Source organism: Parashewanella spongiae (genome assembly GCF_004358345.1).
Classification (GTDB): domain Bacteria; phylum Pseudomonadota; class Gammaproteobacteria; order Enterobacterales; family Shewanellaceae; genus Parashewanella; species Parashewanella spongiae.
Window position 1 is genome coordinate 797,741 of the sequence record NZ_CP037952.1, and the last position, 23,860, is coordinate 821,600.

The 23,860-nt window shown below is 41.0% G+C and carries 13 protein-coding genes and 1 pseudogene; 8 read left to right on the forward strand and 6 right to left on the reverse strand.

Annotated features, from left to right (window positions below):
• Nucleotides 1-6 precede the first annotated feature (6 nt).
• The 4 genes from E2I05_RS02865 to ltrA (E2I05_RS02880) all read left to right on the forward strand — a co-directional run bounded on the left by E2I05_RS02865 (nucleotide 7) and on the right by ltrA (E2I05_RS02880) (nucleotide 8,740).
• Nucleotides 7-4,257, forward strand: a complete 4,251-nt coding sequence (locus E2I05_RS02865; RefSeq protein ID WP_165905480.1) for a YhdP family protein — start codon at nucleotides 7-9, stop codon at nucleotides 4,255-4,257.
• Nucleotides 4,181-5,008, forward strand: coding sequence for a carbon-nitrogen hydrolase family protein (locus tag E2I05_RS02870; protein ID WP_121853510.1), 828 nt, complete (start codon nucleotides 4,181-4,183; stop codon nucleotides 5,006-5,008). Before E2I05_RS02865 ends, E2I05_RS02870 begins: the two co-directional genes overlap by 77 nt.
• A gap of 44 nt (nucleotides 5,009-5,052) precedes the next feature.
• Nucleotides 5,053-6,495 (forward strand): metalloprotease TldD, encoded by a 1,443-nt coding sequence (tldD, locus tag E2I05_RS02875; RefSeq protein ID WP_121853509.1) that lies wholly within the window; start codon nucleotides 5,053-5,055, stop codon nucleotides 6,493-6,495.
• Between the two features lie 964 nt (nucleotides 6,496-7,459).
• Nucleotides 7,460-8,740, forward strand: coding sequence for a group II intron reverse transcriptase/maturase (gene ltrA, locus E2I05_RS02880; RefSeq protein WP_133309452.1), 1,281 nt, complete (start codon nucleotides 7,460-7,462; stop codon nucleotides 8,738-8,740).
• A 205-nt stretch (nucleotides 8,741-8,945) separates the two neighbouring features.
• On the opposite strand, the gene E2I05_RS02885 is transcribed toward ltrA (E2I05_RS02880), so the two are convergent.
• On the reverse strand, nucleotides 8,946-12,464 hold the full coding sequence (locus E2I05_RS02885; RefSeq protein ID WP_121855170.1) for a pentatricopeptide repeat-containing protein: 3,519 nt from the start codon (nucleotides 12,462-12,464) through the stop codon (nucleotides 8,946-8,948).
• 347 nt (nucleotides 12,465-12,811) lie between these two features.
• Here E2I05_RS02885 and E2I05_RS02890 point away from each other — a divergent pair, with 347 nt between their 5' ends.
• The gene (locus tag E2I05_RS02890) at nucleotides 12,812-13,396 is read left to right on the forward strand and encodes a hypothetical protein (RefSeq protein WP_121855169.1); all 585 of its coding nucleotides are present in this window, start codon (nucleotides 12,812-12,814) and stop codon (nucleotides 13,394-13,396) included.
• A 630-nt stretch (nucleotides 13,397-14,026) separates the two neighbouring features.
• On the opposite strand, the gene E2I05_RS02895 is transcribed toward E2I05_RS02890, so the two are convergent.
• From E2I05_RS02895 to E2I05_RS02910, 3 genes and pseudogenes are all read right to left on the reverse strand, one after another.
• Nucleotides 14,027-14,623, reverse strand: a complete 597-nt coding sequence (locus E2I05_RS02895; protein WP_165905602.1) for a transposase — start codon at nucleotides 14,621-14,623, stop codon at nucleotides 14,027-14,029.
• A gap of 74 nt (nucleotides 14,624-14,697) precedes the next feature.
• A pseudogene (locus E2I05_RS22905) lies at nucleotides 14,698-15,914 on the reverse strand (ISAzo13 family transposase).
• A 48-nt stretch (nucleotides 15,915-15,962) separates the two neighbouring features.
• Entirely contained in the window at nucleotides 15,963-16,457 is a 495-nt protein-coding gene (locus E2I05_RS02910) for a transposase (RefSeq protein ID WP_133309455.1), read from the reverse strand.
• Nucleotides 16,458-17,375: 918 nt separating this feature from the next.
• On the opposite strand from E2I05_RS02910, the gene ltrA (E2I05_RS02915) reads away from it, so the two are divergent.
• Nucleotides 17,376-18,656 (forward strand): group II intron reverse transcriptase/maturase, encoded by a 1,281-nt coding sequence (ltrA, locus tag E2I05_RS02915; protein ID WP_133309438.1) that lies wholly within the window; start codon nucleotides 17,376-17,378, stop codon nucleotides 18,654-18,656.
• A gap of 120 nt (nucleotides 18,657-18,776) precedes the next feature.
• Here the strand turns inward: ltrA (E2I05_RS02915) and yjgA are convergent, their stop codons facing one another.
• Nucleotides 18,777-19,307, reverse strand: a complete 531-nt coding sequence (yjgA, locus tag E2I05_RS02920; protein WP_121854497.1) for a ribosome biogenesis factor YjgA — start codon at nucleotides 19,305-19,307, stop codon at nucleotides 18,777-18,779.
• 762 nt (nucleotides 19,308-20,069) lie between these two features.
• On the opposite strand from yjgA, the gene pmbA reads away from it, so the two are divergent.
• On the forward strand, nucleotides 20,070-21,413 hold the full coding sequence (gene pmbA, locus E2I05_RS02925; protein ID WP_121854496.1) for a metalloprotease PmbA: 1,344 nt from the start codon (nucleotides 20,070-20,072) through the stop codon (nucleotides 21,411-21,413).
• A gap of 183 nt (nucleotides 21,414-21,596) precedes the next feature.
• Nucleotides 21,597-22,754 carry an ankyrin repeat domain-containing protein gene (locus tag E2I05_RS02930; RefSeq protein ID WP_121854495.1) on the forward strand — a complete coding sequence of 386 codons (1,158 nt, stop codon included), beginning with the start codon at nucleotides 21,597-21,599 and terminating at the stop codon, nucleotides 22,752-22,754.
• A 1-nt stretch (nucleotide 22,755) separates the two neighbouring features.
• On the opposite strand, the gene E2I05_RS02935 is transcribed toward E2I05_RS02930, so the two are convergent.
• On the reverse strand, nucleotides 22,756-23,754 hold the full coding sequence (locus tag E2I05_RS02935; RefSeq protein ID WP_121854494.1) for a hypothetical protein: 999 nt from the start codon (nucleotides 23,752-23,754) through the stop codon (nucleotides 22,756-22,758).
• Between the last annotated feature and the right edge of the window lie 106 nt (nucleotides 23,755-23,860).

Consider the following 23,860-nt stretch of genomic DNA (forward strand, 5'->3'; position numbering starts at 1 on the left):
ACGAAAATGACCCGATTTTCAATCATCAATCGCTGGTGCTGGAAAATTCTGGCAGGTTTTTTAGTGCTTTTTGCGCTGCTTGTCAGTTTGATACGGGGGCTGTTACCACAATTTGATAACGTTCGTCATGATTTAGTTAGTTTCATTAGTAATGAATATCAAATTGAAGTTTTTATAGGCAAAATCTCTGCAGAATGGCAGGCTTATGGGCCATCAATTACTGTAGATAACCTTATATTACCTCCGCAAGAGAAATTACCCGCAACGGTTATTTTGCAACAAGTGCAGTTTAAAGTAGATTTTTGGCAAAGCTTACTGACACTATCACCTAAAATTGAGAATGTTTTAGTGGATGGCGTTCATCTCGGTATCGATATCGATAAATTGCAATCGGCTCGCCAGCCCAGTAAAAAACAACAGGAAAAAAACAAGAGTACTGAAGCCGTTAAAGCGATAACGAACCATAATTTAGACTGGTTGTACTCCCTTATGCTCGAGCAATTTTCTCAATTCACTATGTTCAATGTGAATTTGCAAATGCTGAGTGCTGAGCAAAGTTATCGCCCTATTAGAATTAATAATTTTCATTGGTCAAATGATGGCAATAAACATTTAGGGCAAGGCGAAGTCTTGTTGGATCTTAGTCAAGAGAAACCTGAAAATTTATCACTTAGGTTTGATTTTACTGGCGATGGTTTCAAGCCTGAAACCGTCACTGGGCTTGCGTATCTTGATGCAACTTCACTCGATATTGGTGAGTGGACGGGGAAACAACCCAGCGTAACCAAAAGTGGAGTGGTCGATTCTTTACCCGCTAAAATAGAAGGGGTTGTGAACTTGCAAGCCTGGGCAGATTTTTCGAAACGGAATTGGAATTCGATATTCGTAAAATTTGAGCCAAGTTGGCTGAAATGGAATGCTGCTGATATTCAGAAATTTGAAATTAATAGTGCTGAACTATTATGGCAAAGCACTGAGCATGGTTGGCAATTAAACAGTAACCAACTCGATTTTGTCAGCAATGATAAGGCATGGCCTGAATTGTCTGTACAGGCAAACTATCGTAACGGTGTTGCGACGGCAAATATTAATCAGCTTAATCTTGAGTATTTTCAACCATTGCTTCCGTTGTTGCCGATGTTAGGCACTGATAAATTACCACAGTGGCAAGCATTAGCACCTAAAGGGCAAATTGGGCCAATTCAGTTTTCTTATAATCCAGCAGACGGCTCTACTTTGCATACCAATATTGAACAGCTTACTTGGGCATCCGTTGATAATAATATTGGTATTCAGCCGATAGCTCTAAACCTGCTTGTCACAGACAATAAGGTACAATTGCACTTGCCTGCTCAGGAATATGAATTAGATTTTGGTGAGGGCTTTATTGCACCAATTCACCTCGAAGGCAAAGAAGCGGTGGCTCAGTTTGATTTGAATTCAAAAACTTTATTATTGCCACAACTGGCGATGAAGAATAATGATATAGAGCTGGATGCTGCGTTGTGGCTTGATTTTGAAGGCTCGGCCGAAATGGCGCTTTCAGCGAATATGAAAATCAACAACGTGAGCCATGCTTTCCTCTACTTTCCTCACTCCGTAATGGATACATCATTAATTGATTATTTAACGGGAGCACTGCAAGCCGGTAAAATTCCTGATGCGAAAATTGTGTGGCAGGGGGAATTTGCCAATTACCCCTTCTCTGAACATGAAGGAATATTTCAAGCTGGTTTTAGCCTTACGGACAGTAACTTTCGTTTTCAGCCAGACTGGCCATCGATTACTGAACTTGATTTAGATGCCTTATTTGAGAATAAGCGCATGGATATTTGGGTGAACCGTGGTCAATTACAAAATGTCGCCGTTGATGGCGCTCATGCATTTATTCTGAACTTAGGCAACAATGCTGAACTTGGGGTACAAGCTGAAGTAACACCAACAGGTGAAGATGCAACAGAGTTACTACTCTCGTCGCCTTTGTCTGATTCAGTGGGCGAAGTATTGAATGTCGTTCAAGTGCAAGGACAAGTGGTTGGTGTTTTAGATATGAATTTTCCGCTTTATGAAGGCGGTGTTGAAAATGTACGCGGTCAAATTGAGCTAAACGATAATTCAGTGTTTATTGAACAACCGGGCATTGATTTAGGTAAGGTTAAGGGAAAAGTACGATTTCATAATGATGTTGTTGAAGGCGATGAGCTGACGGCAGTTTTATTTGAACAACCCTTTAATTTTTCATTTGATACAGGGCCAAAAGATTTTGGCTTGAAGGGGGAAGGCTCAGCACTTCACGCGAATTTTGGTGGTGAATGGGATTTGTCGAAACTGCCATCATCTCTCGATAATCCTTTAAGTGAATATTATTCTGGAAATTTTGATTGGAAAGGTCAGTTAAAAATTCTGTTTACAGAGCAAAACTTCACATTACAAGCTAATGCGAGTTCAGATCTTGTTGGCACAACATTGTTATTGCCTGCGCAGTTTGCAAAGCAAAGTGCTGATAAAGAGCAATTACAAGTGGAGCTAATGGGCGATAATGCAAAAACGACTTTAGGAATCAAGCTTGGTAAGAAAATGGAGTTTTGGGGGGAGTTAGGAACATATCATGCGGAAAAGCTTAAATCCTTCGACGTTATTTTAGGTCGTCAATTTAAAGCTGGAGATCAATTATCTGAGTCGGGAGGACAACTTAATGTTGAGCTTTCGCAATCGACATTAAATGACTGGCTACCTATCATTAATCGTTTTACTCAGGTGAATGAAGAAAATGGTCAACATCCTGATACCCCTGAATCTTCAACCGCTCAATCGGTAGGTTTTTTTCCGCCATTGCAATATATCAATGCAAAAATCGATGAACTGAATGTATTTGGGCAAGCGTTACGCCAGTTAAATTTGCAAGGGAAAGATAATAACGGTGTCTGGACAATGGATGCTGACTCTGACAATTTCACTGGCCAGTTGAAATTCTATCCAGATTGGGAACGACAGGGTTTGCAAATAACAGCCGAAAAGTTGTATCTGTTTTCTGAACTCGAAAACGATGAAGCAACACCTGAATTGGATAAAACAAGCGAAAGTGAAGTCAAGTTAGCAAAAATTGATGTGCAGAATAACCAAGCTATTTTAAATAGCTTGCCTGCTTTAAAAATCGATGCAAAGGATTTTACTTTTTTTGGAAAACCATTTGGACAATTATCTCTGACAGGGATGAAAAGCGAGCAAGGTTATCGCTTAGACAATGTTGAACTCTCAACTGAGCAGACAAGTATAAAAGGGACTGGCTTGTGGCGTTTTGCACAGCAAAATGGAACAGACGCCACTGAATTAGATTTTACCCTTACCGCAAGTAAATTCGATTATCTGGCGGAGCAGTTTGATAGCGATCCCGGAATGAAAGATGCGCCAGTGAATTTACAGGCGCAAATTAACTGGATTGGTGCCCCGTACGACTTTGCTTTGCAGCGCTTAAATGGTGATCTACATTTTGAGTTAGGTAAAGGCCATTTATCTGAAGTAAGTGATAAAGGAGCGAGAATATTTTCGCTATTTAGCTTAGATTCACTGCTGAGAAAGTTGTCTTTTGATTTCTCTGATGTGTTTGGGAAGGGTTTGTACTTTGATACCTTCGAAGGCGATCTACGAGTTGACGACGGCGTAGTAAAAACAACCAATACGATTATGGATGCCGTGGCTGGAACCATAAAAGTCAGAGGCTATACGGATTTAAGTCAAGAAAGCCTTAATTATGATATTCGCTTTTCTCCTAAACTGGCTTCCAGTGTTCCAGCCGTCGTATTGCTGAGTACCAGTGCGTGGACGCTCGGTGTCGGCGCTTTTGCACTAACAAAAGTATTAGAACCTGTTATTGAAATCATATCCGAAATTCGTTTTCGATTAACAGGCACATTATCAGATCCAAAAATCGAAGAATTAGAGCGTAAAAGTAAAGAGATTGAAATACCTGAAGCTGTTTTGAGAGAAGTGAACCCAGATGCTGTCATCCCAGCAAAAGAAGCCAATGCCGAAACAAAGCAGCCTGAGGAGCAAGAACCCACCAAACAGGATAGCACTCAGCCCACTGAAGAAGATAACAAACAAAAAATAATAAAACGGAAAAAGAACCATTCTGTCCAACCTTCGAAAGTGATTCCTCTTACGTTTAATGGAGCCAGCCATGCAGATAAGTTTATTGCAATGTCAAAGCAGTCGAGATGTTCAGCAAAATTTGCAGTTTATCCGCGAGCAGCTTGAGCAGCTTACACGCACCGATGAAGCACAATTGGTTGTATTGCCTGAATGTGTCCTGTTATTTGGCGGTCATGAAAGCCAACAACTAGCAGTGATTGGTGAGACAGAATCTCACTCTTTAAAGCATACAATGGCTCAACTCGCCGCTGAGTTTAAGGTTTATTTAGTGGCTGGCAGCATCCCAGTGCAAGCGGATGAAAACCGTGTATTTAGTCGGTGCTATTTGTTCGATCCTCAGGGTCAGTCATTGGGGCATTACGATAAACTACATTTGTTTGATGTCGATGTTGAAGATGGCACTGGGAACTACCGAGAAAGCGATACCTTTTGTCCAGGCCAGCATATTACTGTCATTGAGACACCAATAGGTAAAATTGGTTTAGCAATCTGTTATGATCTACGCTTCCCAGAGATGTTTCAAGCTATGCGCCAAGCAGGAGCCGAAATTATTGCGTTACCTTCAGCATTCACTAAAGTAACGGGAGAAGCGCATTGGCAAACACTCATACAAGCAAGAGCGATTGAAACTCAATGCTATGTATTAGCCGCGGCACAATGGGGGCAACACTCACAAGGTCGACGTGAAACTTGGGGACAAAGTATGATTGTTGACCCTTGGGGCGAAATTTTAGCACAAAAACACACAGGATTAGGTTGGGTTCAAGCTGAGCCTGACATGGCAAAACTAGCCAAAATTAGAACTCAAATGCCGATTGTGAAGCATAAGCGTTTTCAGTCGCTCATACTCAAATAAAAACAGTCTGCCGATGGCGGGCTTAACCGAGAGATTAAAAATTAATGTTAACCCAAGTAGGACAAAGTTTACTCGGCAACACGCTGAGTTTAGATGATTTACAGCATTATCTGAATATCATCCACCAACACAAGATTGATTTTGCCGATTTATACTTCCAAGGTAGTCGCCATGAATCATGGATGCTGGAAGACGGCATTGTCAAAGAAGGCAGTTTTCATATCGAACGTGGTGTCGGTGTGCGTGCGATCAGTGGTGAAAAAACAGGGTTTTCTTACGCCGATGAAATTACACCATCAGCGTTAGAATCAGCGGCATTGGCGGCTCGCAGTATTGCATCTTCAGGAAAAGGTGAAGTGGTTCAAATTGCCAAAGCATCGGATCATACGCCTTTATACCAAGCGCAAGATCCAATTGCTTCGATGGCAGAAACTAAAAAAATTGACTTGCTGAAACAAGCCGATGCTTATATTCGTTCTTTAGATACAAGAATTTCACAAGTGGTTGTCAGTTTATCTGGGGTTCATGAAGAAATTCTTGTCACGGCAACGGATGGGACGTTGTGTGCGGACACACGGCCACTTATTCGTTTTAATTGCAGCGTATTGATTGAAGATGACGGTAAGCGAGAACGAGGCTCCGCTGGCGGCGGTGGTCGTCATGACTACGAGCGATTATTCACCACGGACGATGAGGGGCTGCCTGTTTGTTTTCAATTTGCTCGTGAGGCTGTACGTCAAGCGCAAGTCAATATTAACGCCATTGATGCACCAGCGGGTGAAATGCCAGTTGTCCTTGGCAGTGGTTGGCCGGGTGTTTTGTTGCATGAGGCTGTAGGTCATGGGTTAGAAGGTGACTTCAACCGTAAAGTCAGCAGTGCGTTCAGTGGACGTGTTGGCGAGCAGGTTGCTTCGTCTTTAGTGACTGTTGTGGATGATGGCACGATTCATGATCGCCGCGGCTCATTGACCATTGATGATGAAGGCACGCCGACCCAAAAAACGACCTTGATTGAAAACGGGATCCTTAAAGGTTACATGCAGGATAAATTAAATGCCCGTTTGATGGGGGAAGCCTCTACAGGTAATGGTCGTCGTGAATCCTATGCTCACTTGCCTATGCCTCGTATGACCAACACTTATATGGAAGCGGGAGAGTCTGATCCTGCAGACATTATTGCTTCAGTTAAAAATGGTATTTATGCTCCTAATTTCGGTGGTGGCCAAGTTGATATCACTTCAGGTAAGTTTGTGTTTTCAGCTTCTGAAGCTTATTTAATTGAGAATGGCGAGGTCACTCAAGCCATTAAAGGTGCAACGCTAATTGGTAACGGCCCTGAATCAATGGGACAAATTAACATGGTGGGTAACGATTTAGCCTTAGATAAAGGCGTTGGTGTTTGCGGTAAAGATGGTCAAAGTGTGCCTGTAGGTGTAGGGCAGCCAACCCTAAAATTAGACCGCTTAACAGTAGGTGGTACGGCTTAAACCGCTCGACGTTAAACTGATACTTGCGGGCTGATCCCCGTGTTACCTGAAGATGCATGATTTCAGCAAGTATATGAATGCTCAGCACTCACCCAATGAGTGGAGTGCTCTACGCTCACAAGCTTGCTAAAATGACTGCTATCTGTGTTGTAATACCAATTACAGTAATTAAATTCCCAGCTCAGAGCTATGTGTGTGTTCAAAGTACAAGTGAAATTGATGAAGACATAGTTATTCTACGTTGAGACAGTTAGGTATAACTTTTGCTAATGGAATAACTACTTGCTGCAAGCTACGTCTTAATATCAGCCATTTTTTCTACGCTTGAGAACGCAGTCAACTGATGTTTCTAGGGAGCGCCACGAAGCGCTTTATTCTGTTGCGGGATTTGTCTCAACGTATACGCAGCCAAGCGATTACATGGCCATAAACCAGAGACAGCAACGTTATTATTTATAATAAGTCCATCAGGTTGAAACGTACCTGACGGGATAATTACCAGTTCATCCCGAAATCTGACGGGCATGCATAATGGGTAACCGCTATGACATGAAGCCCTGTGACAAAGGCCTTGAATAAAGGTTGAGATGCAATGTAGGCCGCAGCATCAAGCGAATTCAGTTAAGCGTCGTAAATCAAAAAATGAAGATGGGGAGTCTTTCCTAGTTGACGAACCCTGACACAAACAGAGAAGCAACTGGTAAATGCATCTGTTTGATCTTCCGGCGTAATATGAAGTGGCATGTATTGAAGGAAATAAAGTGAACGTGGGAGAGCCTGAGTGTTGGAAGGTAGTGACTTCCACTATCCGAATATAAGGTAAACCGAAATTTCAGATAGGGCGCTCAGGCAGTCGGATGAGCCCATAGTACCGTTAACCGTGAAGACAACATAACTTCACATCAGGGAAGGGGCTCAGTGTTACACCCGTTTTTTAACGTAACTTTTGAGGTGAAATTGCCATATGGCTAACACTCCAGTAAATATCAGAATATTACAGCGAAAACTTTACTTACGCTCAAAGCTTAACTCGGAGCTACGATTTTACAGCTTGTACGATAAACTCAGTCGCCTAGATATACTCGAAGAAGCCTATCGACGATGCAAAGCCAATAAAGGCGGAGCAGGAATTGATGGCATCACATTCAGTTGTCTAGAGCAGCAAAAGAAAGTCGTTGCGCTGTTAAAAGAAATTCAAACTCAATTACAACAGAAAAACTATCGACCTAGCCCAGTCAAACGAGTAGAAATACTCAAAGACAACGGCAAAACGCGGAAACTTGGGATCCCGATAATCAGTGACAGAATTGTGCAAATGGCGATGACAATAGTGATGCAACCCGTCTACGAACCTCATTTACATGAACACAGTTATGGTTATCGTCCATGTCGAAGCGCCCAGCAAGCGGTAAAAGTCATTGAAATGAGCCTAAAACAAGGCTATCAGCACGTACTTGATGCTGACTTGAGCGCCTATTTCGATACCATCCCGCACGCTAAGTTGATGGCAAAAGTAGAAAGGCGAATAAGCGACAGCAGCTTTCTGAGTTTGCTGAAAAGCTTTATCAAAGCGCCCATCAGCGTAGAGACGGTCAACAGAAAATGGCGAATAGAAGCAAGCCGATGTGGCACTCCGCAAGGCGGAGTTATCTCTCCACTACTGGCTAACATCTATCTCAACGATTTCTGTTTGAAAATACACGAAAAAACACCGTGTAAAATCGTTACCTATGCAGATGATTTTGTTGTACTTCATAAGCAAACCTACACACAAGAGCAACTGGACTGGATAGCACAGCAATTAAGTGATGAAGGTCTGAAGCTAAATCAAAGTAAAACCCACTGTGTGGATATGGGAAAGCTGATGAATGAGTTTGATTTCCTCGGTTTTAACTTTCAACGGATCACAGGCTTCATCAAAGGCACCAGTTACATTAAGATACAGGCGTCTAAGAAGAGCCAAACAAAGCTGAAAAATAAACTCAGAGACATAGTGAAGCATCGAACCTCAAATACACTTGGCGTACTGATAAATAAAGTTAATCAAGTTCTGAGGGGATGGAAACACTATTTTGGTGGGATAGGATATCCCAGAGGAGTATTTTTCAGAATAAATGGATTTGTAGTAAACCGATTCTATCGATGGCATCGTCGCTTAAGTCAACGTCGAAGCAAGTATCTATCACGAGGTGCTTACGAAAAATTACGCCAAGCTGGTCTTGAGTATTTACCCACGACAAGATGATAAGCAAAGTGAAGGGGCTGAGAGAAGTGTAACAACAGAGCCGTGTGAGGGAAAACCTCATGCACGGAATCGAAGAGGGGCTGCTGGATAAGCGATAGCGAAGCCAGTAGCCTACTCTACTTAAAACAAAAATGCATTTAACATTATAATATTGTCGTTGTTCTATGATGCGATCATACTAAAAAGTGTGCTTGCTAGTATCAAGTTAATGGCTAGACTCGCTCAATACTATTTTTCCTGAGTTGAATTTATCCTCGATAAACTCAAGTCCAAATTCATCTTTGAGAAAACTTATCATTCCATTTTTTAAAGTATTATTGCCATGGTATCCAGTTATTATCGATGTTATGTTGGTTTCATTGCTTTTTTTGTGGTAACAAAATAATAGTTTTGCGAAAGCTAATGGGACACCTTGAATATGTGTATCATTGCCTGAATGTTCTTCGAAGATTTTATCCATATGCAAATCGATACAATGATTCATTAAGCCAACATTTTTTCTATATACTCCTTGTGTTATCCCTTTATCAATCATGCTTGCGAAATTATCTTTTTCAAGCGGCGCAAGTTGAGCATGTATTTGTGAAGGAGTACTCATCTCACATTTGCTCATTAATTTTTCTAAATACCATATTTCAGTGTCAAATTCCTTAGCCTTAATACATACTTTAATAAAGGCATTGTAAATGGCAACATCAGGCTTGATGCCCCATTGCTGCATTAAGCTGGCTGTACCTGCATCGCCATCGTCCAACACCAATGATTTGGCTTCTGCATAACGCCCCGTTTCAGCGCAGGCCGTCAGCAAATTCAGGCAGGTGATTTGACAGGCCTTTAATGACAAATTAGGTGCCATCACGGGCTTATCACCACACACCAATTGCCAAGCGCTATCAAACTGGCCCGTTTTAGCGCATACCGTGATAAAAGCGTTGTAAATGGCAGCATTAGGCTTGATGCCCCAATGCTGCATTAAGCTGGCTGTAGCTGTATTGCCATCGCCAAACACCAATGATTTGGCTTCGGCATAACGCCCCGCTTCAGCGCAGGCCATCAGCAAGTTTATGCAGGTGATTGAATCTACCTTTAGTGGTAGATGAGGTGCCATCACGGGCTTATCACCACACACCAGTTGCCAAGCACTATCAAACTGGCCCGTTTTAGCGCATACCGTGATAAAGACACTGTAAATGGCAACATCAGGTTTGATGCCCCACTGCCGCATTAAGCTGGCTGTAGTTTTATCGCCATCGCCCAACACCAATGATTTGGCTTCGGCATAACGCCCCGCTTCAGCGCAGGCCGTCAGCAAGTTCAGGCAGGTGATTGAATCTACCTTTAGTGGTAGATGAGGTGCCATCACGGGTTTATCACCACACACCAGTTGCCAAGCGCTATCAAACTGACCAGTTTTAGCACATACCGTGATAAAGGCGCTGTAAATGGCAACATCAGACTTGATGCCCCATTGTTGCATTAAGCTGGCTGTATCGCCATAGCCCAACACCAATGATTTGGCTTCTGCATAACGCCCCGCTTCAGCGCAAGCCGCCAGCAAATTCATGCAGGTGATTGAATCTTCCTTTAGTGGTAGATGAGGTGCCATCACGGGCTTATCACCACACACCAGTTGCCAAGCACTATCAAATTGGCCGGTTTTAGCACATACCGTGATAAAGGCATTGTAAACGTCAACATGAGGCTTGATGTCCCATTGTTGCATTAAGCTGGCTGTAGCTGTATCGCTATCACCCAACACCAATAATTTGGCTTCTGCATAACGCCTAGCTTCAGCGCAGGCTGTCAGCAAATTCAGGCAGGTTACTTTATTGGCCTTTAATGACCAATGAGGTGCCATTACGGGCTTATCACCACACACTAGTTGCCAAGCACTATCAAACTGGCCAGTTTTAGCGCATACCGTGATAAATGCGCTGTAAATGGCAGCATTAGGCTCGATGCCCCAATGCTGCATTAAGCTGGCTGTGGCTATAGCTGTATTGCCATCGCCCAGCACCAATGATTTAGCTTCTGCATAACGCTCCATTTCAGCGCAGGCCGTCAGCAAGTTCATGCAAGTAATTTGATTGGCCTTTAATGACAAATTAGGTGACATCACGGGCTTATCACCACACACCAGTTGCCAAGCACTATCAAATTGGCCAGTTTTAGCGCATACCGTGATAAAAGCATTGTAAATGGCAACATCAGGCTTGATGTCCCATTGCTGCATTAAGCTGGCTGTATCTGTATCGCCCAACACCAATGATTTGGCTTCTGCATAATGCCTCGCTTCAGCGCAGGCTGTCAGCAAATTCATGCAGGTGATTTTATTGGCATTTAATGACAAATGAGGTGCCATCACGGGCTTATCACTACACACCAGTTGCCAAGCACTATCAAACTGGCCCGTTTTAGCGCATACCTTGATAAAGGAATTGTAAATGGAAACATCAGGTTTGATGGCCCATTGTTGCGTTAAGCTATCTGTAGCTGTATCGCCATAGCCCAACACCAATGATTTAGCTTCTGCATAACGCTCCATTTCAGCGCAGGCCGTCAGTAAATTCAGGCAGGTGATTTTATTGGCTTTTAATGGCAGATGAGGTGCCATCACAGGCTTGTTACCACACACCAGTCGCCAAGCACTATCAAACTGGCCAGTTTTAGCGCATACCGTGATAAAAGCATTGTAAATGGCAGTATTAGGCTCGATGCCCCATTGTTGCATTAAGCTAGCTGTAGCTGTATCGCCCAACACCAATGATTTGGCTTCTGCATAATGCTTCATTTCAGCGCAGGCCGTCAGCAAATTTATGCAGGTGATTGAATCTGCCTTTAGTGGTAGATGAGGTGCCATCACGGGCTTATTACCACACACCAGTTGCCAAGCACTATCAAAGTGGCCAGTTTTAGCGCATACGGTGATAAAGGCATTGTAAATGGCAACATTAGGCTTGATGCCCCATTGTAGCATTATGCTGGCTTCGGCTGAATTGCCTAGCACCAATACTTTGCCATCTGAAAAATTTAAATTTAACTTAATTAATTTCAGTAATAGTATGCAAGTTTTCGATTCATAGGACGATTTAAATCGTGTTAGGTCACTAAAAATACCGTCGAAATTAGATGAGTGGCTGTCAGAAAACTCGGCCGATTTGTGTAAAAGTTTATGGATTAACCTTATGTCCCATGATGTTTCCATGACCCGTTTGTCGTTTTTTAGGCTGTGAATGATTTCAATAAGCTGCGAAAGTTTAGTGCAACCACCAATTAATGTATTTAACTCAATACCCAGTTGATTTTTGGTTTTCTGTTTAAGTTTCCAAGAGTGAATAAGCTCATTTGTCTGAGTAAAAAAGGAATTAGGGGAGGAAGGTGATTGCTGTATTTGCTTGGGATGCTGAGTGCTCGATTTTGGAGTAATGGAGCGGTGCTCGGTTGCAAAACGTCGGTAAGCATTACTTGGCTTCTCACAATAATGAGCCTCTCGTGTGCGAGAGTTAGAACGAGTCGACGATGATTTATTGTTGAAAAAATCATACAGCTTTTGTCTATCGGTTTTGCTTAATAGTTGATAGCACTCTTGTAAGTATTCATCACCATCAAACTTTGAAACCTCAAAGTTCAGATATGATACGGCTTCGCTTGGGTATTCTTGGAGACTTTTGAGCATGAATCTATATATTGATTGTTGCTCAGCAGAAGTGCGCACTGTCGCCATCACATTACTCAATAAGTGAGTGAATTAACAAGCTAAGAAATAACGCACTGAAATGATAAATACAAAAATATTCAGCTTTAAGGCATTCTATAAATGTATAACAGAAAATTATCCACCGCACAGGGGAGCCGTCTGGTAGCTCATCGTTGTATCTTAGACTCAAAAAAACAATGAAATTGAGTGTAAATTGGTTTTTTCCAAACCCTTGCCATCTTGGTCGGCTGGAGCATTTCTGCCCCAAACCTTATTTAAAAATTAAAATATACTTACTATCAATTAAAAAAAATTAACTTGTGTAAAAAATTGAACCTTATTATTTTCAAATTTTCATATTAAATGAATTTGATATGAGCACAGAAAGTATAGCAAGTCAGGCTAATTGTAATTACCTAACAGATTTATTTTTTGAAGCTGTTGAAGAAACGGCTTTACCTGCTGCTATTGGTCTCGCAACAGCTGGACCAGTAGGTGCTGTATCAGCCTCATCATTTGCATTAGGTTTATTCTTCACAGAAAAAACAGCTGAATATTTCCTGCCAGATTTAAAAGGTAATAAATACTATCAAGTTGGAAAGCACTTATTTAGAGCAGGTTTTACTGCGGCTAACTCAGCAAACTTAATGAAATCTAAACATTTTTGCTTAACTAAAGATTGGGTTTTGAAATCTGGTAACTTTGCATTCGATGTCGGGAAATCTATTTGTGGATATATATTTGGTAGTACAGTGCATCGAGCAAGTGATTCTGTAATGAATCAATGTAATGTGAAGTCAGAAAAATTGAAATTGGTTGTAAGGACAGTATCAGGAGTCGTTTTAGGGTATCTAACGATAACAACGCAAGATTCCTTTTATGTACAAAAATATTACTGTTCGCCATCGGGATTTGTTGCTCCCATGTGTGAAAGTTGGAAAAGTAAATGTAACAGATAACAAAAAATTGTAACTTTAACCAGTTACAACATTCTGATTGTATAGCAAAATTTTAAAAATATTTAAATATGGTTTTATCTAGGGGCTGTTTATCTTTCAGGATTAAATTTTGTGCTATTTGAGCGTTTATCTGTTCAAAGCGTAAGCAGTGAAGCTTAGTCATCTAAGTAAACGGGTTACAACACAGAACAGTGAACGCTCAAAAGCATCTAAGACAGCGTAAATTGGTCATTTCTACTGCGTTATCGCTTGCTTATTTGGAATACCAAACCGCACAAGCTCTGTCTTGTATAAAACGACCAATTTATTGCTGCAAAAATAATCACGAAAGATAAACAGCCCCTTCTATGAGGACATCTTTGTCAAGCCCTTCAGTTTTTAATTTATTTCATTCAGTTTCTCTGGTTAAAAGTGTTGCTCAGGTTTTGTTGTGTCAGCTTAATGGCTAACCACCTTCTATCCGTTCTGACTTTAGTCAGTCACCTTAAATTGCATGCGCATTATCACGCCTAACCTGAATAATGATACTAACTCTTCTAGAAAAACGATTTAGCCTTGCTTATCAAGGGGCTGTACAGTTAGCATCGAACAACGCTTTACTACATTTTACTCTTTACTTGGTTATTTTGATTAAAGTGACATCGTTGCACCTGATGGCACTTCTCCATGCTCTAAATACTTCCACAGTTTGATAAGAAGTTTACGTGCCATAGCAACAATGCCGATGCGTCTCATTCGTTTACTGCCATGAGCGAAACGCTGTTCGAACCATAAACTCAATTCTGATTTAGGTTGATACCGTAACCAAAACCAACTGAGTTCAACCATAATCTTTCGTATTCGTCGATTACCTGACTTGCAAATGCCTTGCTCTCTTTGACTGTCACCACTATCGTAAGGCGTTGGTGTCATTCCTGCACAAGCTCCCACTTGTTTAGCGTTTTTAAATTCTCGCCAATGGAAAAACTCTGTTACTAATACCCAGCTCGATTGCCAGCCTACGCCTTTAAGCTGCATGAGCTGATTAATTTTTTGCGATGCGTCATCACAGTCATCAAGAACACGTTGTTTTTGTAATTTCTCAATTGCTTTAATTTGCTTGTCGACAATTTCATGCCTATCAAGTTCTCGCTCTATTTCCGTCACTAAATCTGTCGGTAAAGGCTTATTGAGAACCGCCGTCTTAAGTTGATTAACTTTCCCCTTTAGTTTAGAGATATTTTCCACGCTGATACCATGCAAACACAGAAGTGACTTAATTCGTGCGCTGTGACTGCCACGCTCTTTTAGGGATCTAGCATTTAAAAATCTACCGCAATTGGAGTGATTGTAAGATCCCATTTTGGTAATTCACTATTTCTGACTATTTTACTTTCCAGCTCTTCTTTTTCTTTGTTATTGAGCTTGACTCCTTTTGAGTAAATTTTATCAATTAAATTGACTACTGGGCTCATCGCTTTCCATGTCATTGTTTTTGTCCATTCTATTACTGTTTTGGCTGTACTCAGTAATGTGCCATTCCAATGCCTCTCTAACGATGACCAGACTCGTTCTATCGGGTTGTACTTACTGTGGTATGGCGGGTAGTAGACGTTTCGAATCTTGAGTTTCGATTGTTCACTAAACGCTACTAATCTAAACAGGTATTGAGTACGACAGCCACTATTTTCAGGACCATTATCTGAAAAAATAATGAGTTCTTCCACTTCTAGATTTTCACTTTTAACTGAATCCCACCACCATTCAAGTGCGTCACAAATGAAGTCACTTGTTTTATTTGAGTTGCCATAAAAAACATGAAGTTGATCATTGTCGAGGTTAAGAATTCCGAACGGGATCATTTTCTTTTTTATTTCCATATCATGATCCAACGCTTGAACAGCATCAGCACTACGAGATTTACCGTAACGGGAATACTCACCAACATTAACTGTCGCTTTACAGTCGATACTAATACGGATGACTTTTTTATTACCGGTTGTTTCTTTATTGATTTTGTTTACGTTTTCAAAGATAGCGTCTGTTTGAGGAATTTTTTTTGGGGTTTAGTTTTTTGGACTCGTCGAAGTCTGTATCCCAGTCGATTTAATATGTCGTTAATGGTTCTTTCTTTAGGTAATTCTTCAGGTAGCCAGCCTTTTTCTTCAATTAACTTTTTTCTGACGCCTTTCGCTGTAATTCGGGTATACACAAACGTATTTTTAAACTTCGGGTCGGCTTGCGATTCAGGATCTACTAACGCTCTAATATCTATTTCTAATTGAGGCTGACTCACTTCACTTCGAGGTTTTCCGTCATAGTGTCCGAAACACTCGAAGCCCGTTTCTTGTTCATGAAGCCCAAGCGCAACAGCCTTTCGACACCAGCCAAATTCTGTTTCAGTTAAGCGTGGACTCCCACAGCAGAAGGTTTTGGATACTTCGGCCATAAAAACTCTTTTCTCCATCCCATGAAGTTTACTGGATGCAAGTTTAATTATCCTTTTGGACTCACTAGAAAGGTAAATTGAAGTAGACATTTGGCTGCAACCGTAAATTACTCTGTTTGGATTATACGTCGGTATAACCTAAGTCGCAGCATCCCTTACTAATCGTTCTCGCTCTCGGTTAATTCGACGCTTATCTTCAGCTTCTACATTTGGAACATTGATGATATTTAAAGCTTCTTGCTCTCCAGAGTGATAACGCATCAGTAAGCGGAGCAAAGCAATCACATCAACTCTATCGGTTTTGACTTTCTTCTGTTTTCGGCTGACTTCAATACTGGCTGAGTCAATCACATGATTTTCGATGCCGTCTTTAATTAACGCTCTGTGTATCCAGAATCCGTCTCTACCTGCTTCGTAACAGCTAATGACTTTGCAGTTTTCAACGCAGAATAGCTTTTCTTTTGCTAAGGCTATTTCATGATGTAGGGCTTTCCAGTCTCGGGAATCAATCGTTTTGACTCTCTTTTTTTCACCATTTGAAAAGCCAAGCTTCCAAGTTTTACTGCTAAGTTCAAAAGCAATGTACAAATTAACAAATTTTTCGTTATCTTTTACTTGAAGGACGGTGCTCATAATATTCCCCTTGTGTTGTGGTAACTAAAGGGTAGTTGAGTTACTGTCCTTCATAGTTTCTAATAACGTGTATCGTTCGGTACGATTCTTTATTACTTCATTTTTCTTGTGAGGGATATAGCGATTTAGAAAGTACCAATCTTTGTCATACCAGCTAAGGCAGGTATCCAGTGACTTTTATAGAAAAAGCAAAGGCACTAGACTACCGACAGTTTTGTATGTCGGTAACCATTACTTGTTGTTATTCATAGTCTTGCTATCAGTAATTTTTTCTGCGTATATGAACACACCCAACCGATTTGTCTAGGGAGCGCCACGAAGCGCTTTATTCTGTTGCGGGATTTGTCTCAACGTATACGCAGCCAAGCGATTACATGGCCATAAACCAGAGACAGCAACGTTATTATTTATAATAAGTCCATCAGGTTGAAACGTACCTGACGGGATAATTACCAGTTCATCCCGAAATCTGACGGGCATGCATAATGGGTAACCGCTATGACATGAAGCCCTGTGACAAAGGCCTTGAATAAAGGTTGAGATGCAATGTAGGCCGCAGCATCAAGCGAATTCAGTTAAGCGTCGTAAATCAAAAAATGAAGATGGGGAGTCTTTCCTAGTTGACGAACCCTGACACAAACAGAGAAGCAACTGGTAAATGCATCTGTTTGATCTTCCGGCGTAATATGAAGTGGCATGTATTGAAGGAAATAAAGTGAACGTGGGAGAGCCTGAGTGTTGGAAGGTAGTGACTTGCACTATCCGAATATAAGGTAAACCGAAATTTCAGATAGGGCGCTCAGGCAGTCGGATGAGCCCATAGTACCGTTAACCGTGAAGACAACATAACTTTACATCAGGGAAGGGGCTCAGTGTTACACCCGTTTTTTAACGTAACTTTTGAGGTGAAATTGCCATATGGCTAACACTCCAGTAAATATCAGAATATTACAGCGAAAACTTTACTTACGCTCAAAGCTTAACTCGGAGCTACGATTTTACAGCTTGTACGATAAACTCAGTCGCCTAGATATACTCGAAGAAGCCTATCGACGATGCAAAGCCAATAAAGGCGGAGCAGGAATTGATGGCATCACATTCAGTTATCTAGAGCAGCAAAAGAAAGTCGTTGCGCTGTTAAAAGAAATTCAAACTCAATTACAACAGAAAAACTATCGACCTAGCCCAGTCAAACGAGTAGAAATACTCAAAGACAACGGCAAAACGCGGAAACTTGGGATCCCGATAATCAGTGACAGAATTGTGCAAATGGCGATGACAATAGTGATGCAACCCGTCTACGAACCTCATTTACATGAACACAGTTATGGCTACCGTCCATGTCGAAGCGCCCAGCAAGCGGTAAAAGTCATTGAAATGAGCCTAAAACAAGGCTATCAGCACGTACTTGATGCTGACTTGAGCGCCTATTTCGATACCATACCGCACGCTAAGTTGATGGCAAAAGTAGAAAGGCGAATAAGCGACAGCAGCTTTCTGAGTTTGCTGAAAAGCTTTATCAAAGCGCCCATCAGCATAGAGACGGTCAACGGGAAATGGCGAATAGAAGCAAGCCGATGTGGCACTCCGCAAGGCGGAGTTATCTCTCCACTACTGGCTAACATCTATCTCAACGATTTCTGTTTGAAAATACACGAAAAAACACCGTGTAAAATCGTTACCTATGCAGATGATTTTGTTGTACTTCATAAGCAAACCTACACACAAGAGCAACTGGACTGGATAACACAGCAATTAAGTGATGAAGGTCTGAAGCTAAATCAAAGTAAAACCCACTGTGTGGATATGGGAAAGCTGATGAATGAGTTTGATTTCCTCGGTTTTAACTTTCAACGGATCACAGGCCTCATCAAAGGCACCAGTTACATCAAGATAGAGGCGTCTAAGAAGAGCCAAACAAAGCTGAAAAATAAAATCAGAGACATAGTGAAACACCGAACCTCAAATACACTTGGCGTACTGATAAATAAGGTTAATCAAGTTCTGAGGGGATGGAAACACTATTTTGGTGGGATAGGTTATCCCAGAGGTGTATTTTTCAGAATAAATGGATTTGTAGTAAACCGGTTCTATCGCTGGCATCGTCGCTTAAGTCAACGTCGAAGCAAGTATCTATCACGAGGTGCTTACGAAAAATTACGCCAAGCTGGTCTTGAGTATTTACCCACGACAAGATGATAAGCAAAGTGAAGGGGCTGAGAGAAGTGTAACAACAGAGCCGTGTGAGGGAAAACCTCATGCACGGAATCGAAGAGGGGCTGCTGGATAAGCGATAGCGAAGCCAGTAGCCTACTCTACTTAAAGCGCTTCACATTGTAAATACTTAAATAATTCTTTAGCTGCTTTTGACTCTTTTCCAGAAGCTATTTCTTTGTTTGATTTTCTCACCAGTTGACGCAGTTTTTGTCTATCAAGATTTGAATGCTGTTCAACTAAATGTTGAATGGCTTGATCACCTTCACTCAAGAGTTGTTGCTGCATCTTTTCAACTCGTTGCTCTTGAACGGACTGATTGTTGGTACGTGTGCGAAGACGAGTTAAAGAGCGCTTTAGTTCATCAATATCAATTTGGCGCATAATTTTGCCAAGTAATTGCAATTGACGGCGGTAAGCTTCTGTTTTTTGTTTGATGCTCATTAAGGCAATGAGGCAATCATAAAGGCGTTCTTCTAAATCCAGTTGAAGCAGCTCTTTCTTGCTGTATTTTAGCAAGGTTAAGCCAAACTCCTGTAACTCGTCGCTTTCACGTTTATCTTCAGTACGACTGATATAATCGTTGTGATTATCATAAGGCTGTTTATTCAGTTCTGCTTCGTCAATAATTTTCATAAGTCATAATTGATTTTTACATATTGCTAATATGATACCACTTTCAACTTAAATAAATCGGTTGAACGCACAATTTAACTTTAATCTATTGAAGTTAAATACAAAGTTAAACAGCCCTAATTCACCCATCAGGTGAGTGCTTATACCAATTACAGTAATTAAATTCCCAGCTCAGAGTTATGTATGTGTTCAAAGTACAAGTGAAATTGATGAAGACATAGTCATTACCGACATACAAAACTGTCGTTATTACATTGCTACGTTGAGGCAGTTTTGCGTAGTAATTTGGACACATACAAGCTCCCGAAGGGAAAGGCTAAAGGATTCCATTACTAGGTTACAAGTTTTTTGAATTATCCCGACTAAAGCACTAAGTGCGTTGAACGCCAGTTTTGTATGGCGGCCGTTAGGGTATATAGTACTTCAAACTTGCGCCTTGTACTGAAATCCTTTAGCTCTTGCTGAGTGGGAAGTTAATTACTGTAATTGGTATTAACATTCATATACTTGACAAAATTACCGCTAGCTGCGTTATAAATTTTGCAAGTAGAAACGAAGTAACGACAGTTTTGTATGTCGGTAACCACTACTTGCTGCTATTCATGCCTTGCTATCAGTAATTTTTTCTGCGTATATGAACGCTCCCAACCAATTTATTTAGGTTCAAGGGAATTATTTTTGGATGTTACTGTGAATTGCTGCTCCAAATATTGCAGGGGTTTGGTATGCTAAAGCAATAGACATGAACTAAAGAGTAAATTAGTGGCCTCTCATCAAATTGATAGTGAACTGAATAGTTTAAAAGGTGCAGTGGAAACTGCCTTGGATTTTGCCAAGAGTTTGGGTACAGATGCCGCCGAAATGGCCGTCAGTAAGCAGCAGGGGTTGTCGGTGTCAACTCGGCAAAAACAAGTGGAAACTGTTGAATTTAATAAAGATGGTGCACTGGGCATTACCGTATATCGAGACGGTTGTAAAGGCAGTTCGTCAACATCAGACCTCAGTGTTGAAGCGATAAAACAAGCCGTTAAAGCCGCTGACGATATTGCTCGTTTTACCAGTGAAGACCCTTGTAACGGGCTTGCTGATGCTGAGTTGATGGCAAAGGTGAATACTGATTTGCAGTTATATTATCCAGCAGATGTTGATGCTGAGCAGTTAACTGAACTTGCCATTCGTGCAGAAACTAGCGTGTTAGATTTCGACAATAAAATTAAAGCTTCTGACGGTGCAAGCGCTAATGCCCATACAGGATTAAAAGTATATGGTAATAGCCACGGATTTCTCGAAGGCTATTGCAGTTCTCGCTTTAGTTTGAGTTGTGTTGCGATTGGAGAAGACTCTCAGGGTGGGATGCAACGTGATTACGAATATACAGTTGCACGTAAATATCATGAGTTAGAAGCGGCAGAGCTGATTGGCTCTAAAGCTGCGAAAAAAACCGTGGCTCGTTTGGATGCAAGAAAGATTGCAACGGGTAAAATGCCAGTCTTGTTAAGTCCTGAAATTGCGACAGGCTTGATTGGTCACTTCGTTGGGGCTATCAGCGGGAGCAGTTTATATCGTAAATCTACTTTTTTGCTTGATGCACTTAATACTCAAGTATTTCCTGAATGGTTTAATATTGAGGAGCAGCCCCATCTCATTGGTGGATTAGCGAGCGCCAATTTTGATTCTGAAGGGGTGGCGACTCAAGATAGAATGATTGTTGATAACGGCTTGTTGATGTCGTATTTATTGACCAGTTACTCAGCCAGAAAGTTATCGATGCAAAATACAGGACATGCTGGTGGCATCTATAACTGGACTTTAGGTCATACTGGGCAAACTTTTGACGAGTTAGTCAAACAAATGGGTACAGGTCTTATTGTTACTGAAGTGATGGGGCAAGGTGTGAATACGGTTACAGGTGATTATTCTCGTGGAGCCGCTGGTTTTTATGTGGAAAATGGTCAAATTATCCACCCTGTTGAAGAAATCACCATGGCTGGAAACTTAAAGCAAATGTACTCAGGTATTCAAGCGGTTGCTAAAGATCGCGATTTACGTTCATCAATCAGAACTGGCGGAATTTTACTGGACTCCATGCAAATTGCAGGGAGTTAATGTAAAAACTTAGTTTAAAATCAGGAGCCATTTAATTGTGATTAAATGGCTTTTCTAGTAGGAGTTCTCTTAGAACCTTTGTGCGTAAAGGTAAACCAAACTTAAATTATCGTTCATTTTCATTGATAGCGAACATGTCCTAGCCTAACTTAATAGTTTATTAAGTCATCATGAAGGCTGATTATGAGTATTTCTCCACTTAATAAGGCCAGCTCAAGCGATTTTGTCGGCTATCAGCATCACAAGGTTTTGCAAGCTGAAATTCTGCTTGAAAAAGAAGAGTACCATCCGCTTGATTTCGCCGACTCAGGCCTGACAATTCAAGCATTCAAAAAATCAGCGGAATATAAAAAATTTGTTGAAAGATACAAGCACTTAATTAGTTATATTCAATCAAAGATTCAACACCAGCTACCCAATTGTAACCGTGCCGAAAAAAGTGTTTTCTGTGGCATGTTGGATAATTTTTTAGCTAAAGCATTCGATGATAGTAAATCAGGATTCAAAGTATTTTCAGAAGGTGATCTTGAACAACACATTTATACGAGTGTGCATAAAAACCTACATGAATTTACGGCTCAGCTTGATGAAGCTGGAGATAGCCTTTCGCCAGAAGATATTATGAGGGCTGTAATTTTATTACTTCCTGAAAAAGAATACGGTAGTGCATGGATTAATTATTGCACCCAATTGGCACTCCATACATTGATTGTTTCGCAAAATAACGCTCGGGACTTGCCAAACTTACCCGTTAAGGCAGAGCCTAAGACCCCTATTTTTATTGCCACCATGCATGACAAATTTGATGTCGTTCGAGAATTACTCAGAAGTCGAAACACGACCCTTAGAAATGATGAAACTGATGAATCTGGAAAAAATTTACTATTGATGCTCGCTTCTAAAGGACACTCTGGGTTGACTGAGCAGCTAATGGCAAGAAAATCGCCAGTTTTTAGACCAACAGATACAGATAATAAAGGCAATAATGCGTTACATGACGCTATTTCAAGTGGCTCTATCAGTACAGTAAGAGCTGTAATGCCTTACATGGGAGACAATTTACTTAAGGCGAATGATGCAGGGGAAACGCCGCTGCATTTTTCTGTTCGTTCGAACAATAATAAAATGTTAGCAATATTACTTTCAGTAGCTGATCCCCTTGATGTTAATCAGCAAGATGATGCGGGTAACACGGCGGCGCATCTAGCTATCCAATTAGGTAACCCTGCTGCCGTCAGAATGTTGGTTGTGTCTGGTGCGAGTACAAAGCCAGTTAACCATGCAGGCCACTCGATGATGTCATTGATATTGAATCTAAGAGGATCGACACCTCAAGGTTAAACTAAGGCTTAACATCGCCAATTTTTTCAGAAATGTCTGTTATAGATGAGTTTAGCATTTTTTCGAAAAATGCTTCTTTAATATCATCACAACCGCGGTTGTGATGAAAAGCGGCTTTCCATTGTGGGTGTTCGTCCATAATTGTTTTAAACGTTTCTTTATTGGCCCAGTCTTTAAACCCATAGTCTAAAGTCTGAGCGAACTCGAATGCTTTATCATAATCAAAGTCAGGAACAGGTTCATCACTAATTGGCTTATGCTTATGCAGGTATACTGCAATGCTTTGTTTGATGTGCTCGCATTTAGTTGTATCAACAGTGCTGAGTAAAGGTTTCCAGCTTGGGTTTTCGTCGACCGCAGACTTAAATTCTTCTAAAGAATATTCTTTTAACTCCACAGCTAGGTGTTCACACAAAAAACGGTGCGCAGCTTGGTAGTTAAATTCTGGCTGTGGGGAAACTAATTGTTTTTTTGGTTGGGCTGAAGCAACGCTAGAATATGACATTACTGCTTCTTTAAGCCCTATAGAGTGTTTTTGGGAACTTTCTAAAGAATTACTGGAAAGAGGTATATAGCTTGGATAAAGAGCTTGTGTTGTACTTGGTTCTGTTTCTGACTTCTCTAGTACACCTTGAGAGCCGTTGTAATTGCTGTTACTTGCTGTTCGGTGAGTCTTGGTTGTTTGTGGTTTAGGAGCTTTATAACTATTTAACTGTGAGAAGAATTTACCGAATATTAGAGTTGTTTCGGTTTTAGTGTCACGTTTACGGGCCGTATCTAGATAGTTTCGTCCGTGTTTTTTCATTGAAATCGTGTATTGTTGATACTTGCTTTCATCAGTAAAAGTTACTCTTAATGTGCATTTAGCTTTTGATTGCTCATCAAGGGGTAATGTTTTTATTGCAGCTAGTTCGGCTTTATTTTTAAACTCTAGGGTTTGCATCGCTCTGTCATAAGTTGCGTTTACTGTTACATTGGTATTACTAGCCGATGTAGCCATAGAGCCTCTCTTTCGTGATGCATAATGAGTGAAACTAGAGTTTTCACTAAATGTTTGAAGTTGTTACGACATGTTTTTACAAGAAAAACTTAGATAAGTCATATTA

Coding starts and splice junctions, on each gene's coding strand:
- E2I05_RS02865 (WP_165905480.1), top strand. CDS start 7: ATGACCCGATTTTCAATCATCAATCGCTGGTGCTGGAAAATTCTGGCA.
- E2I05_RS02870 (WP_121853510.1), top strand. CDS start 4,181: ATGCAGATAAGTTTATTGCAATGTCAAAGCAGTCGAGATGTTCAGCAA.
- tldD (WP_121853509.1), top strand. CDS start 5,053: ATGTTAACCCAAGTAGGACAAAGTTTACTCGGCAACACGCTGAGTTTA.
- ltrA (WP_133309452.1), top strand. CDS start 7,460: ATGGCTAACACTCCAGTAAATATCAGAATATTACAGCGAAAACTTTAC.
- E2I05_RS02885 (WP_121855170.1), bottom strand. CDS start 12,464: ATGGCGACAGTGCGCACTTCTGCTGAGCAACAATCAATATATAGATTC.
- E2I05_RS02890 (WP_121855169.1), top strand. CDS start 12,812: ATGAGCACAGAAAGTATAGCAAGTCAGGCTAATTGTAATTACCTAACA.
- E2I05_RS02910 (WP_133309455.1), bottom strand. CDS start 16,457: ATGAGCACCGTCCTTCAAGTAAAAGATAACGAAAAATTTGTTAATTTG.
- ltrA (WP_133309438.1), top strand. CDS start 17,376: ATGGCTAACACTCCAGTAAATATCAGAATATTACAGCGAAAACTTTAC.
- yjgA (WP_121854497.1), bottom strand. CDS start 19,307: ATGAAAATTATTGACGAAGCAGAACTGAATAAACAGCCTTATGATAAT.
- E2I05_RS02930 (WP_121854495.1), top strand. CDS start 21,597: ATGAGTATTTCTCCACTTAATAAGGCCAGCTCAAGCGATTTTGTCGGC.
- E2I05_RS02935 (WP_121854494.1), bottom strand. CDS start 23,754: ATGGCTACATCGGCTAGTAATACCAATGTAACAGTAAACGCAACTTAT.